The sequence below is a fragment of the Paenibacillus piscarius genome (assembly GCF_022234545.1).
Classification (GTDB): domain Bacteria; phylum Bacillota; class Bacilli; order Paenibacillales; family Paenibacillaceae; genus Paenibacillus_AQ; species Paenibacillus_AQ piscarius.
Genome location: NZ_JAIEUI010000003.1, coordinates 382998 through 396827 on the forward strand (window position 1 = coordinate 382998; position 13830 = coordinate 396827).

At 53.0% G+C, this 13830-nt stretch carries 11 protein-coding genes and 1 pseudogene; 8 read left to right on the top strand and 4 right to left on the bottom strand.

Annotated features, from left to right (window positions below; genetic code table 11):
- Positions 1–8: 8 nt before the first annotated feature.
- The 5 genes and pseudogenes from K1558_RS07715 to K1558_RS33285 form a co-directional block, all read left to right on the top strand.
- The gene (locus K1558_RS07715) at positions 9–1934 is read left to right on the top strand and encodes a peptidase U32 family protein (protein ID WP_238650815.1); all 1926 of its coding nucleotides are present in this window, start codon (positions 9–11) and stop codon (positions 1932–1934) included.
- A 131-nt stretch (positions 1935–2065) separates the two neighbouring features.
- Complete coding sequence (locus tag K1558_RS07720; protein ID WP_238650816.1) at positions 2066–3349, top strand: aspartate aminotransferase family protein; 1284 nt, start codon at positions 2066–2068, stop codon at positions 3347–3349.
- Positions 3350–3367: 18 nt separating this feature from the next.
- Positions 3368–4252: a UbiA-like polyprenyltransferase gene (locus K1558_RS07725; protein WP_238650817.1), complete on the top strand. Its 885-nt coding sequence runs from the start codon at positions 3368–3370 to the stop codon at positions 4250–4252.
- Positions 4253–4269: 17 nt separating this feature from the next.
- Entirely contained in the window at positions 4270–4464 is a 195-nt protein-coding gene (locus K1558_RS07730; protein WP_238650818.1) for a hypothetical protein, read from the top strand.
- 691 nt (positions 4465–5155) lie between these two features.
- Positions 5156–5284, top strand: a pseudogene (locus tag K1558_RS33285) (hypothetical protein); the annotation flags it as partial.
- Positions 5285–5663: 379 nt separating this feature from the next.
- On the opposite strand, the gene K1558_RS07735 reads toward K1558_RS33285, so the two are convergent.
- From K1558_RS07735 to K1558_RS07750, 4 genes are all read right to left on the bottom strand, one after another.
- Positions 5664–6644: a polyprenyl synthetase family protein gene (locus tag K1558_RS07735; protein ID WP_238650819.1), complete on the bottom strand. Its 981-nt coding sequence runs from the start codon at positions 6642–6644 to the stop codon at positions 5664–5666.
- Positions 6645–6661: 17 nt separating this feature from the next.
- Positions 6662–7111, bottom strand: a complete 450-nt coding sequence (locus tag K1558_RS07740; RefSeq protein ID WP_238650820.1) for a hypothetical protein — start codon at positions 7109–7111, stop codon at positions 6662–6664.
- A gap of 179 nt (positions 7112–7290) precedes the next feature.
- Positions 7291–9168: an FAD-dependent oxidoreductase gene (locus K1558_RS07745; RefSeq protein ID WP_238650821.1), complete on the bottom strand. Its 1878-nt coding sequence runs from the start codon at positions 9166–9168 to the stop codon at positions 7291–7293.
- 49 nt (positions 9169–9217) lie between these two features.
- Positions 9218–10123 (bottom strand): FMN-binding protein, encoded by a 906-nt coding sequence (locus K1558_RS07750; protein WP_238650822.1) that lies wholly within the window; start codon positions 10121–10123, stop codon positions 9218–9220.
- Between the two features lie 481 nt (positions 10124–10604).
- On the opposite strand from K1558_RS07750, the gene K1558_RS07755 reads away from it, so the two are divergent.
- From K1558_RS07755 to K1558_RS07765, 3 genes are all read left to right on the top strand, one after another.
- Positions 10605–10808 carry a CsbD family protein gene (locus K1558_RS07755; protein WP_338019673.1) on the top strand — a complete coding sequence of 68 codons (204 nt, stop codon included), beginning with the start codon at positions 10605–10607 and terminating at the stop codon, positions 10806–10808.
- Positions 10809–11040: 232 nt separating this feature from the next.
- Positions 11041–12453, top strand: coding sequence for an ATP-binding protein (locus K1558_RS07760; RefSeq protein WP_238650823.1), 1413 nt, complete (start codon positions 11041–11043; stop codon positions 12451–12453).
- 95 nt (positions 12454–12548) lie between these two features.
- Positions 12549–13823, top strand: coding sequence for an MFS transporter (locus tag K1558_RS07765; protein WP_420800416.1), 1275 nt, complete (start codon positions 12549–12551; stop codon positions 13821–13823).
- The last annotated feature ends 7 nt before the right edge of the window (positions 13824–13830 follow it).

The following is a 13830-nucleotide window of genomic DNA, read 5'->3' on the forward strand; positions in this document are numbered from 1 at the left end:
CTACGAGAATGGCACGTTTTTTTAATGGTAAAGAGGTTGAATTGCTGGCGCCAGCCGGAACGTTCGAGATTTTCAAGGCTGTGATTGAAGCGAAGTGCGATGCGGTGTATTTCGGCGGACCTGTGCTGAACATGAGAATGATGCGCAAGGGCTATAACTTAAGTCATGAAGAGATCCTTGAAGCGCTGGATATTGCCCGCCGTCTGGACAAAAAGGTATATATCACCGTCAACAATCTGTTCAGTGAAGAGGATGTGGAGGAGGCCAGAGAATACCTGCGATTCCTCGATACGGCCCGGCCTGACGCTCTGATCGTGCAGGATATGGCGGTGCTGGAGCTGATCCGCGAGATGGGGCTGAACCTTCCGGTCCATGCCTCCGTAATGATGAATGTGCATAATCTGGAGATGATCCATGCGCTGAAGGATCTGGGTGTCAGCCGGGTCGTGACCTCACGCGAGATGGATCTGCAGACGGCGAAGCTGCTTGGACGCCAGAGCGGAATGGAGCTGGAATACTTCATCCATGGCGATATGTGCTCTGTGCACGGGGCGAACTGTTATTTCAGCTCCCAGGTGTTCGGAATGAGCAGTAACCGGGGCAAATGCATGAAGCCCTGCCGCTGGGATTACCGGATCAAGCGTGACGGCTATGTATTCCCTGCTGAATATCCGCTGGCGGTGAAGGATATGTTCATGTATGAGCATCTTCCCGAGCTGATCGAATCGGGCATTACCTCCTTCAAAATCGAAGGCCGGATGCGCGACCAGGAATTCATGGTGATGCTGGTGAACGCCTATGGCGATGCGCTGGACCGCTACATTGCTGATCCGCTGGGCTTCGACCGGACCGTGGACTCCAAGGAGCTGTACAAGAACCGCAAGCGTGATTTCTCGACTGCGTATGCCTTCGGAAGACCTGGGCTGGCGAATATTAACCGCCGTTATGAAGGGACAGGCAAGTTCTACAGCACCGGCAAAGTATTCAGTACGCCGACGGCCGAGCGTGAGCTGTCGGAAGAGCGCGTGATGCAGCTGCGGGAACGCATGGCTGAAGACAAACGCAGCAATCCGGCCAAGCCAGAGCTTGCCGTGCGGGTGAATAATATGGAGCAGGCGCGTCTCGTTCTGGAGATGGGCGTAGATAGCCTGTATCTGCCGGGAGATGTGTTTGAGCCGGACCGGCCTTTTACGAAGCAGGATATTATGGAGCTCGGAGCGGTCAAGGGGCAGACCAAGCTGTATCTGGGGATGCCGCGGATGATGAACGAGCTGCATTTTGACCAATATGACCATCTGCTGCACGGAGAGAAACTGCCGATTGACGGGCTGATGGTGACGAATCTGGGTGCAGTCCGCCGCTACCGTACCACCGGTTATCCGATGATCGGGGATGCCAATCTAAATATTTACAACCACCTGTCTGCCGGACTATATGAGGGACTTGGTCTTACGAAGCTTACGGTTTCACCGGAGATGACGCTGGAGCATTTCGCTTCCTTTACCTCGCACTGCGAGCTGCCGCTGGAGGTTGTGGTGCACGGAACGCCGGCGCTGATGTATATGGAGCATGACCTGTTCGAGAATACCGAAGTGATGGAGCCGATCGGCGAGGAAGACAACCAGTACGTGCGTAATGATGTGCTGGTCCTCAAAACCGATAAAGGCGAGAACCCCGTCTACCGCGACCAATACGGCCGCTGCCATCTGCTGTTCGCCAAAGAGCTGTGTTACCTGCCGGTGCTGGACGAAATGAAGGACCTGGGCATTGCCACCTTCCGCATTGAAGGAGCCACTTACAGCGCACAGGAGCTGCATACCATTATTGCCGCATATCAGGCTGCACTTCACGGGCCGAAGCGGGGGGGCGATCTGCTGGGCGGACTGAAGCCGGTATATGCCGGATATACGCTCGGGTCGCTGCAATTCAACTAAACATTATTCAATTTTAAAATATCGCTGGAGCGAGTATAATTAGGGCAATGGTGTAATTATAAGTACTTTTTTTCACAAGTTCTTGGACTGTGGTCTGCCTTACATCCGCAGTTGAAAGTGAGGGTATTAACATGGAACAGAGCAATTTTATTGGAAGAGAAGCCGTAGCCGCCAAAAGAAAGCAGCACTTCTACCCGTGCACCGCACATTTCTACCGGGATGCTCCGCAGCTGGTCCGCGGACAGATGCAATATCTCTATGATGAGAATGGCAAGGAATACACGGATTTCTTCGCCGGGGTATCGGTGGTCGCCTGCGGCCATTGCAATCCGGCCATTACTTCCCGCACGATCGCGCAGCTCCAGCAGCTGCAGCACACCTCGCCCATCTATCTGACCCAGCCGAATGTGGATCTGGCGGAACGTCTGGAGGGGCTGCTGCCGGGTACACTACGCCGGACCTTCTTCGTCAACAGCGGTTCGGAGGCGAATGAAGGGGCGCTGCTGCTCGCACGGATGCATACGGGGCGCAAAGGCTTCATTGCCCTGGAGGCAGGCCTGCATGGCCGGACCAACCTGACGATGAGCGTCACCGGACTGCAGATGTGGAGAACGGATGCCTATCTGGATGAGGATGTGACGTTCATCAAGCGTCCGTATCACCCGAACCTGACGCTGGAGGAGGCTGCGGCGCAGTCGCTCCAGCAGCTGAAGGAGGTGCTCGCCGAGAAGGGCGACACCATCGCCGCCATGATTGCCGAACCGATTCAGGGGAACGGCGGGATGATTATGCCTGCGCTGTCGTATTTCCGTGAGGTAAAAGCGCTGCTGGAGCAGTACGGCGTGCTGCTGATCGACGATGAAATCCAGACCGGTTACGGCCGCACGGGAGCCATGTTCGCGATGGAGCATTTCGGCGTAGTGCCGGACATCATCAGCATGGCTAAGGCGTTGGGTAACGGAGTGCCTGTTGCGGCATTTTCGACGACGGATGAGATTGCAGCTTCGCTGAATAAGCCTTCCGCGTCCACCTTCGGCGGGAATCCGGTCTCTGCGGCTACGGCGCTGGCGGTGCTGGATTATATCCAGGGCGAGCGGTTGCCGGAGCGTGCGGCAGAGCTGGGCGGACGGCTGAAGCAGGGCCTGCTTGCTCTTCAAGAGCGCTACCCTGCGTTGATCACCGATGTGAGGGGCACGGGACTGATGCTGGGAGCTGAGCTGGCCGGGGCCGGTACGATGGATGCTGCTGCGCTGACGGACCAGGTGCTGGAGGAGCTGAAGGACCGGGGCTATCTGATCGGCAAAAACGGCATAGGCCGCAACGTCCTCGCCTTCCAGCCGCCGCTGGTGGTCACGGCAGAGAATATCGACGCCCTGCTTGCAGCAATGGATGAAGTGCTGCGAGCGATCGGTTGAAGAAAGAGGCACATGATTATGGTTATTTTTAATGCTTTTAAGAATACGGCTCTGAAATTAAAAATGTTCAGCGAACTGGTGATGTTCTCGCATACGCTATTCTCGCTGCCTTTTGCCATCATCTCGATGGTGTGGGCGGCGGGAGGCTGGCCTTCGGGCCATATGATGCTGTGGGGGCTGATCGCGCTGATCGGGGCGCGCAACGGGGCCAATGCGTTCAACCGGCTGGTGGACCGCACCTTTGACGGCAATAACCCGCGTACGGCCCACCGCCATCTGCCGCAGCGGCTGCTCGCCGAGAAGGAAGTTATCCTGTTCATTATCGTCAACTATATTCTGTTTATTGTAGCTTCCGGGATGCTGAATCTGCTCTGTTTGCTGCTGTCGCCGGTGGCGATTGTACTGATCTCATCGTATTCGTATACCAAGCGGTTCACCTTCCTCAGCCATCTGTATCTGGGGTTCGTGATTGCCTCAGCGCCAATTGGGGCCTGGTTTGCGGTGACAGGTAACATCGCATTTACGCCGTTTGTGATTGGAACGGTAGTGATGCTCTGGATCGCCGGCTTCGACATCATCTATGGGACTCAGGACATCGAGTTTGACCGCAACAACGGCCTATGGTCCATCCCGAGCTTCTTCGGTCTGGAGAATGCGCTGCGGATCTCCAAGGGGCTGCACTTCATCATGATCCTGCTGCTGCTGTTCCTGTACGTGTGGCGGGATCTCGGCTGGATGTATCTGGTCGGCATCGGGATCGCTACGGTGCTGCTGATGACGGAGCACAAGATTATTAAGCCATCGAACCGGAAGCTGATGAAGGTGGCTTCTTATAATTTGAATCAGGTGATCAGTATGGTGATATTGCTGTGCACATTGATTGATTATTTTTACGTTAGTTAGGTGCGTGGTGGGACTGGATGGGAGAGGCCGGGATGCTGCGCTGCGCTGCATGGCTGGATGGGAGAGGCCGGGGCTGCACTGCGCTGCATGGCTGGATGGGAGAGGCCGGGATGCTGCACTGCGCTGCATGGCGGGATGGGAGAGGCCGGGATGCTGCACTGCGCGGAATGTTTGGACTTTCGGTCGCTGTTAACTTCGGATTCCCTGATTGAAACCGCTGGCTGCTGTAGGAATCCGAAGTTAAAGGCGAACGCTGCCGCTCCTACAGTTCCAAAATTCCTCTCCGTTCCGTCCTGGCCTCGCCCTGGGCAACACTAACTTCAAAAAGACAACAAGCCTGCCCAGCGGGGCGGGCGGCAGAAAAAGCGCGATAAGCTTAGAGCTTCGCGCTTTTCTTGTTGGGCTTGAAATCCAAGAGCGAAACCCAAAAGCGAAGCCCAAAAGCGAAGCCCAAAAGCGAAGCCCAAAAGCGAAGCCCAAAAGCGAAGCCCCAAAGCGAAGCCCAAAAGCGAAGCCCAAAAGCGGAACCCCAAAGCGAAACCCAAAAGCGAAGCCCAAAAGCGAAACCCCAAAGCGAAGCCCCAAAGCGAAGCCCAAAAGCGAAACCCCAAAGCGAAACCCAAAACCCCCACTGCTAAATACACTCACGTACGCTTCGCTGCGTTCGCTGTTTAGCGGGGGGCAAATTTACTATTAGCGTGGCAATTGTACTATGTGCAATAGATTTCGGTGAAATTAGTCTGAAAATCGCATTGGTTGCATTCTGTACAGCAGAATTTGGTTCATGGGCGGGTAATGGGCTCTTTTTCTGAAATCTAATGTACGAAATGCAACAGAACGAGTTTGAGCTTAAGCTTTGCTGGAATCTACTGTACAAAGTACAATCACCAGCATTAGACTTCACGCGATGGGCGATGGGCGATGGGCGATGGGCGATGGGCGATGGGCGATGGGCGATGGGCGATGGGCACCTATCATAAGCTATCTTCGCCACTCGTCAGGCTAACTCATACACACCAGTCGCGACCTTGAGTGCATAACTGTACTTCGTACAATTAAAAGTTGGCTAGTAGACCGATGCCACACGTTAAATGTATTCCGTATAACTAAATATGCTGAAAAAGGGCAGTTGTGTGAATGAAGGCCCAAATAGATGTGCAGAGTGCAGTTATAATCCGAGTCGTTCAGATAGAAGGTGCTTTAGATGTACAGAATACAATTAGTGGCTGTGGAGTATGGTTGGAGTGCTAATGTTCTGCGTGTTGTGGGGAGCTGCAGCGAGCGATGGGAGCGAAGACGGGGACGAGGGTTGGAGGGGCCAAACTCCCCAGAGGCAACAAAAACGAGCCTGATTAAAGGCTCGCGCTTGGGAAATAATGATAGATGAAGCGGCGGTGCGTAAGGCTGTGGATCAACGGTCGCGTCCGGCGAAATAGCGGAGCAGGGTCTCCAGATCGGCATGAGCCGGGAAGCTGGAGAGCTGCTGCACGATGGCTGCGGCCTGGGACAGGTAGTCCTGGCTGACGGCCTCTGCGCGGGTTAGCGCATCGCTGCCCTTGACCAGCTCCAGGACATGAGCGATGTCGCCGGAAGAGGAGGCAGGTCCGATCCTGCGGATCACCGGGGCAAGCTGCGGGTCCTGCAGGGCGAACAGCACCGGCAGGGTCACCTGGCCGTGGCGCAGATCGCTGCCGGCCGGCTTGCCGAGCACATCGGCGGATTGGGTGAAGTCCAGAATGTCGTCCTGAATCTGGAATGACATACCCAGTGCTTCCCCGAAGGCATAGAGCAGCTGGGCCGTCTCCTCAGTGCTCTCTGCGGACAGTGCGCCTACCTTAAGGCAGGTGGCCATCAGCAGCGCCGTTTTGTTGCGGGACTTCTCCAGGTACTGCTCCAGCGTAAGATCATAGTCGAAGACATGCTCCATCTGCTGATATTCGCCTAAGCATAGCTGGGCAGTTGCCACAGAGGACAGATCGTGAACATAACGCTCTCTGTCGCCTGAATACTTGCTGAGCAGTTCAATGACGCGGGCGGACATATAATTGCCGATGTGCACAGCAGATAATATCCCGGTCTTCATATGCAAGGCTGGCTCGCCCCGCCGCCGCTCGGCTTTGTCAATAATATCGTCATGAATCAATGAGGCCGCATGGATGAATTCCGCCGCTGCCGCCAACTGCAGGGTACGGCGTCCGGCGGGCTTGCGTCCGAACCGGCTGCCGACCACCACCATCAGCGGGCGGAGACGTTTGCCGCCGGAACCTGTCAGCTCAAGAATACTCTGCGCCAGCTGAGACTTCTTGGGCACATCCTTATCGCGGGCTACCAGATTCTTAATTTCATTGTTTATTTCGTGCAGGTTAATATTCAGTGCTTCGTGCAGCTTCATCGTTTGGTTCCCACCTGTCAAATGGCTTTGCTGGTACGGCTTCGTTGTTTGCGCTCCTGGATGAGGAATTCATCAAACTCCCGGGCCGTATGCCGTTCTGTGAACTCTCCATTTGAACGTTCAATCTGCATTTTCTTAATCATAGGAGCCATGTAGGCCACCAGGTCAAGCTCCCGGCATTTTACGGCGAACTGCAGGTAGAAGCTGTAGAGATAATCTCCATCCAAAATGTTGCGGATCAGGTCAGGATGATGCGGGATGCATTCCATATGGCGCTGAGCGGCCACAGTAAGAATGATATAAATGCCTAGCAAATGGACTTTGCGGTCATATTCCAGATCATGGCGTTCCAGTACCGGGAGCAATGGCTCACATTCTGCCGGAGAGAGAGACAACTGAATACCGGCAACCTCTGACATTTCAGCCTGAAGCAACCGGAGCGTATCTTCAAAGAGTTTATTGTTCACAAGCTTCTCTCCTTCGTGTCGGTTTTGCCGGTAGCAACCATAGCCCTGCTTAGCCCTTCAAAACCATTGTGCTGCAATTTGCACGATTGTGCATTCACCTTGTTAAACAAGGAGAGTAATGTGTCCAAGGACACATTACTCTTAAGCATAACATATTCAGTTGACAACAGCCCGCAGGGTTAGTCGGTAAACAGATACCAGCGCCGGACGAGCGGAATCTTCTTCCACTGCTTCTTGAGCCAAGGCAGAACGTAGTAATCCAGACCGAACACGCTGCCGGAGCCGCCGATGCAGGCAATCGCTGCACCTACATACCAGAGCATTTCGGTGGCTGCCATCTTGGTGGTCCAGATCATGACCGCCATGGCGATCGTCGCCAGAGAGGAGATGGCGGTGAACAAACCAACGATGAGCATTACGCCGAAGACGATTTCGGCACAGACCATACCGATCTGGAACCATTTCGCCAGGAAGGTGTAAGAACCATCATTGTTGTAGAACAAAAGATCCATGAACCAGTTCGACGTATTATAGATGAAGCTTGGAACCGGCAGCGCCGATACCGCCTCTTTGGCAGTCGAAACTGCAGAAGCAGCGGACTGTGCATCTACGGTTGTCTTAACGGCATCTACAGCCTGGCTTGCTGCCGAAGTGGCATCAGCATAAGGGGCAGCAGGAATCAGGAAAATCTTGTTCGGATCAACCCAAATCTTACGGATCTTCTCAATCCCTTCATACAGCCACATGCCGCCTAGCAGCATACGGAGCGGAACGAGCCAGAAGTTCGGCGAGCGCTTGGAGAAGTATCCGCCGACGAAGCTCTTGCGGTTCTCCACATGGAAGAACTCGTGCATCATATATGTCCAGACCTTGTTGAAGCCAAGGACCTGCGACAGGTAGAACATATTAATGAAGTGTTTGGACAACATAGCCATGAAGCCGGTCAGCATGAAGAACTTGCCCGGCAGACCAACGTTGGCTACACCGTAGCGGCTGCCGATCGAAACCATCGTACCGTGGAAGCCTGGTTTGTAGGCTTTCTTAGGCGTTCCCTTGATATCGGCAGTAATATTGCCTGCGATAACCGGGGCTGCCTGCTCGGCATTCTCAACCATCTGAGGAACTGGACGTTCTTCGCCTTCAGGGATGTAGAAGATGTTATCCCCGACGACGTAGACATTCTTATGGTCAACACTCTCAAGGTGTTCATTGGTAACAATACGCTTACGGCCCTGCTGCTGAACATCAAGGTTGCCGACAAGCTCGGAGCCTTCAACACCGGCAGTCCAGACGATAGTGTGGGAATCCACGACGTTCTTCTCGCCGAGAGCCACGGAACCTTCGCCAACTTCAGTGATCTTGGCGCCGGTTACGATCTCAACCTTCAGCTTGCGGAGACGGGCTTCGGCCTTCTGGATCAGCTTATCCGGCAGGATCGGCAGAATCTTAGGAGCCATATCCGCTACGATCAGTCTGACTTCGGAAGGATCAATGAAGAATTCTCTGCACAGCTCGTCGCGCTGTTCAGCCATTTCACCAACGAGCTCGACGCCGGTGAAGCCTGCACCGATGATGACGAAGGTCAGCATGGAGCGGCGTACTGCCGGATTCTTCTCTCGGGCAGCCTGGGTGTACATATCGCGGATCTGGCGCTTCAGAGCTACTGCATCGTCGTAAGACCAGAAGGAGAAGGTATTCTCTTCTGCTCCGGGAATTCCGAAGAAGGTTGGCTTGCTTCCTGTACCGATAACCAGATAATCATAAGCATAAGTGGCTTTGTCGGACTTCAGCTTCTTGCCTTTGAAGTCGATGTTGCTGATTTCATCCAGAACAACATCAACCTTCAAGCCGGCGAACACTTTCTTCAGGTCAACTTTGATCGAATCCTCAGGTGCGCGATTCGCAGAAACCTCATGCAGCTCAGTCAAAAGAGTGTGATATGGATTTCGGTCGATCAGTTTGATTTCTACATCTTTGTCGTTCTTAAATTTCTTTGCCAGTTTTTTAGCCGTGAGTACGCCGCCGTAGCCGCCCCCCAAAATGACTATTTTCTTCAAGAGAAACTCACCTCATTCGTCTGATTAGCTGCAAAAGGGTAGCGAATACTTATTTCGCGCCTTCGAGTGCTTTTTGTGCCAGTGTGAAATATTCGCCAACGTGAATTGATACGCCGGAGATTGCGTCTGTTTTGCCTTCAGCATCCAGTGCAGGAGCCTGGCCTTTGTTTTCAAGGAAATATTTCTCGGCTAGGGCGATTTCTTCGTGCCATTCAGCAGCAGCGCCGCCGGCTTTCATGCCGTACTTGCCGTCTACGGAATATTGTTTCTTATCATCGCCTGCAGCATTCACACCGCTGAAATTAACAGCTACAACGTTGCCGTTAGCAACGGTAAGAGCAACTGTGGATTTCCAGCCGGATTTGGCATCCATTTCGCCTTCGGCAGTATATCCGCCGTCTTTGTATGGACCAGCTTCTGCTGGACCGGCTGCAAGAGCGGCCTGAGCAGCGCCTACGAAGTCGCTGACATGTACGGATACGCCGGAGATAGCATCGGTTTTGCCTTCTGCATTTACAGTCAGGGCTGCAGGATCTTGTTTCTCAACGAGGAAAGCTTCTGCCTTCGCTGCCTGCTCATGCCATTCGGCTTGAGCGCCGCCTTTTTCAACCAGACCGTATTTGCCGTCTTCGGATACTTTTTTCTTCAGGTCGCCGGCTTTTTTAACATTGAACGCGTCCCAGTCAGCCTTGGTGATTTTGCCGCCTTCTACAGTAAGGATAGCAAAAGTCTGCCAGCCGGTTTCCGGATCAGCGTCAACAGTTCCGTAGTAAGTTCCGTCCTGATACTTGCCTGTTTCAGCAGCAGGAGCAGCAGTTGCTTCAGCAGCAGGGGCTTCGGTTGCTGCAGCAGGAGCTGTGGTCGCTGCCGCGTTGCTGTTCTTGTCATTGCCGCATCCGGCGAGCAAAGTGCCAAGAACAAGAGCGCTTGACAGGATTACAGAAGCTTTTTTCATTTTGATATGACCTCCAAGAAAATAGTTTAAAATATATATATTAAAATGTAAAACATTTTAATAGCGTTTGGAAGTGATAAAAATCACTTTATAAATGATATAAATCACGTTTGAATCGGTCTTAAGTCCCTTTTTGTAGCAGACATACGACATATATCGGCAAGCAATAGAAAAAATTTAATGATCTCGTTTCTTGTTCGATGGCATTTTAGCACAAGCAGGGGGATTATCATGTGAAAATAATCACTTAAATATTAAATAATTTTACTTCTGAAGTATATCAAATTTTAGAATTTTTGAATAGCTTTTTAAAAAGTCTTTTATGTGACAATATATGATTTTTTTCGCACCGGAAGCCCCTGCGGGCTCCCTAGGTCTGACCCCGGCTCCGATTCAGCGAAAAGTCAGAAGGGTAATACTTCACTAGGAATTATAAGCTTATGCCAGACTATAAAAAGACAGCGAAGGAGATGAGCTTGTAGTGGATAACAATGTAATCAAAGGCAAGTGGATGCAGATTAAAGGTGAAGCGAAGAAGCAGTGGGGCAAGCTGACGGACGACGATCTGGATGTCATTGCCGGTGAAAAAGACAAGCTGGTCGGCAAGCTGCAGGAGCGTTACGGCCATACCAAAGAGGATGCCGAAGCGGAATACCATAAATGGGAGCAGTCTTACCGCAACTAATATAGGCGTGAGGTAGCAGGAAGAGGAGCGCAAATCAGATGTGATTTGCGCTCCTCTTCTGTGTGCTGCCAACCAGGAGGCACGGGATACAAAATCAAGATGCGTAAACCAGTCCGCTCTCTCATACACGTACATATGTAATAGCCCTGTTGCTTCATGTTTTCATTCCTCTATATATGATACTATAAACAATAATACAGATATCTCATCTTTTCGCCCCAGGAGTGAAGCCATGGAATATGTCAAAATATTTTTTGTAAATACAGCACTACTCATTACACTGTCCTATTTGGCAAATTTAATATACAAGCATACGGTGACCTATGCTTCTGAGCCTGTCAAAAGAATTAGCTGGGTGCTGCTGGCCATCTTCGCCGGATGGATCAGCAGCTTCTTTGGATACCGGCTGCAGGAGCATGTCATTTTTGATCTGCGGTTTGTGCCGCTCATTATCTCCACGATGGCGTATCCCCAGCCGCTGGTTCTGCTCATCATCGGGATCGGGACCGGGCTGACCCGGCTGACCTTCGGAGTGACAGATGCGGCATATGTCGGCGTACTGAACCTGTCGCTGCTGGGTCTGGTCTGTGCAGGGCTAAGCCTCTGGATGAAGCGTTCAGCGGCCTCAATGGTCCGCAAGGGCGCGATTGTCATTCTGGCTGTCAATTTGGTGAATGCGCTGAATATCGCTGTGTTCGGGGTTATTCCTACCCGGGAATACATAACGGATATTATGCCCGTTACATTGCCTGCAGGTCTGGTGCTCAGTGTGCTGTTCGCACTGATTATCCGGGACTTCCATCTGGACCTGATGCGTACCGGGCAGATCGTAAGAGCCAATGAGCTGTTGTCGGAGCAGACGGAAGAGCTGCACAAGAACAAGATTGTGCTGGAGGAACGGGCCAGGCAGCTGATGCTGGCCTCGCAGTTCAAATCGGAGTTCCTGGCGAATATGTCCCATGAATTGCGGACGCCGCTGAACAGCATTATTAACCTGTCCCAGATGATTGAAGAAAGCGGCAGTGAGCTGAGTGTGGAGGAGCTGTCCGAATACGGCGCGATCATTCACCGCTCGGGTGAAGAACTGCTCTCGCTGATTAATGATATTCTCGACCTGTCCAAGGTGGAGGCCGGGAAGCTGGATGTGGTGATCGAGGAACTGAATATCAGCGAGGTTCCGGAACTGCTGCTTCAGCATTTCGGCGTTATCGCCAGACAGAAGCAGCTTACCTTCAATGTATCGCTGGACGAAGCAGTGCCTCCTGTGATCTACACCGATCCCCAGCGGGTACAGCAGATTCTCCGCAATCTGCTCTCGAATGCCTTCAAGTTCACTGCGGCTGGGGGCGTCTCCATGAATATCCGCACAGCGGAACGGCAGGAGGGTCCTGCTCTGCGCAGCTGGGTTGTCTTCGAGGTACAGGATACGGGAATCGGCATTCCTGCGGAGAAGCATGACCTGATCTTCGAGGCTTTTGAACAGGCGGATACGAATGTGAGCCGCAAGTATGGCGGTACTGGGCTGGGCTTATCCATCAGCAGCAATCTGGCCCGGCTCCTCGGCGGCTTCATTACCTTGCACAGCCGGGAAGGGGAAGGCAGCCTATTTTCGTTATATCTTCCGCTTCCCTCCGGGACATCCTGACCCGGCCAACAACATTTGTGAATTCGGTGTATTGACAGAAACCGGGCGCGGAGTAGAATGAAGCAAAAGCCGCGTCAAAGGAGAGTCATTACCCCATGAACATCATGAGAAGCAGGCCGCAGCGCAGCCGCTCGAAGGAAGTGCGCAAAGCCTCAATACACCGCAAGAATCTGCAGATTGCAACCTTCGAGGGGATTCCTTCCACCATCTTTCAGGTGCTGCTGCAAGGCCAGTTCCTGACAGGCTTTCTGTTATACCTTGGCGCAAGCTCAAGTCAGATCGGATTCGTCCTGGCGCTGACTACCCTGGTCAATGTCGCACAGATTGGTGTGGCCTTCCTGATCCAGAAGCTGCCCAGCCGCAAATGGGCGATGGTCACTTTTATCGGGCTGCACAGGCTCCTATGGGCCTCTACGGGTCTGGTTCCGTTCATTTTTCCGCAAGAATATTGGGTTACGGCCTTCATTGGCCTCTATACCATTGCGTTCATTGCCAACACCGCCGGCGGGGTGCTGTGGAACTCTGTGATCAGCGACCTGGTGCCTGCCCGGGTCAGAGGCCGTTACTTCGGCATCCGCAATACCTTCCTGAATGCACTGGGAAGCCTGGTGATGTACGGGGGCGGTATTGTACTGGACCGTTATCCGGGCGGACAGGGATTCCTGATCGTATACATCGTCGTCTGGATCTTCTCGATCTCTAATATTATTGTGTTCTTCTTCTACCCGGATGTGCCGTTCGAGAAATCTGCGGAGAAGGACTTTCTCCCGATGCTCAGGAAGCCGCTTCAGGACAAGCTGTTCATGAAGTCTACACTGTTCCTGGCGGCATGGCTGCTGCTGCAGAACCTGACCGTTCCGCTGTACTCTTATGTCATGCTCCAGCTGCTGAATATCAATTACGAGAAGCTGTCGCTGCTGAATGTGGCCCAGACCGTCTTCATGATGGCCAGCTTCTATGTATGGGGGAATCTGAATGCCAGGCACAGCAACAAGAAGCTGCTGCTCTGGACGCTGCCGATTATCGCTGTCTCGTCCCTGATCTGGGGATTGTTATCCGTATTGCCGGTGCTGCCGGTATTGTTTGCTGCCCACATTGTGTTCGGCGTGGGTGTCGGCGGGTTCAACCAGCTTGCCTTCAACTTCATTATTGGAGATACACCGAAGGGTGAGCGTCCGATGTACATGGCGATGTATGCGGCATTGACCGGTCTGGCGGCGTTCTTCGGGCCGCTGCTGGGCGGCCGCATCTATGAATGGATTAAGGATTGGCCTCACGATATGCAGGTCTACGGGATGCAGCTTGTCGTAGGCGTGCTGATGATTGCTCTGGCACTGCTGCTGGGACGCCGCATTCTGCGGGATGAATAATACTCGG

Bases quoted from the DNA above. Each gene is read 5' to 3' on its own strand.
- K1558_RS07715 (WP_238650815.1), top strand. From the start codon at position 9: ATGGCACGTTTTTTTAATGGTAAAGAGGTTGAATTGCTGGCGCCAGCC.
- K1558_RS07720 (WP_238650816.1), top strand. From the start codon at position 2,066: ATGGAACAGAGCAATTTTATTGGAAGAGAAGCCGTAGCCGCCAAAAGA.
- K1558_RS07725 (WP_238650817.1), top strand. From the start codon at position 3,368: ATGGTTATTTTTAATGCTTTTAAGAATACGGCTCTGAAATTAAAAATG.
- K1558_RS07730 (WP_238650818.1), top strand. From the start codon at position 4,270: ATGGGAGAGGCCGGGATGCTGCGCTGCGCTGCATGGCTGGATGGGAGA.
- K1558_RS07735 (WP_238650819.1), bottom strand. From the start codon at position 6,644: ATGAAGCTGCACGAAGCACTGAATATTAACCTGCACGAAATAAACAAT.
- K1558_RS07750 (WP_238650822.1), bottom strand. From the start codon at position 10,123: ATGAAAAAAGCTTCTGTAATCCTGTCAAGCGCTCTTGTTCTTGGCACT.
- K1558_RS07760 (WP_238650823.1), top strand. From the start codon at position 11,041: ATGGAATATGTCAAAATATTTTTTGTAAATACAGCACTACTCATTACA.
- K1558_RS07765 (WP_420800416.1), top strand. From the start codon at position 12,549: ATGAACATCATGAGAAGCAGGCCGCAGCGCAGCCGCTCGAAGGAAGTG.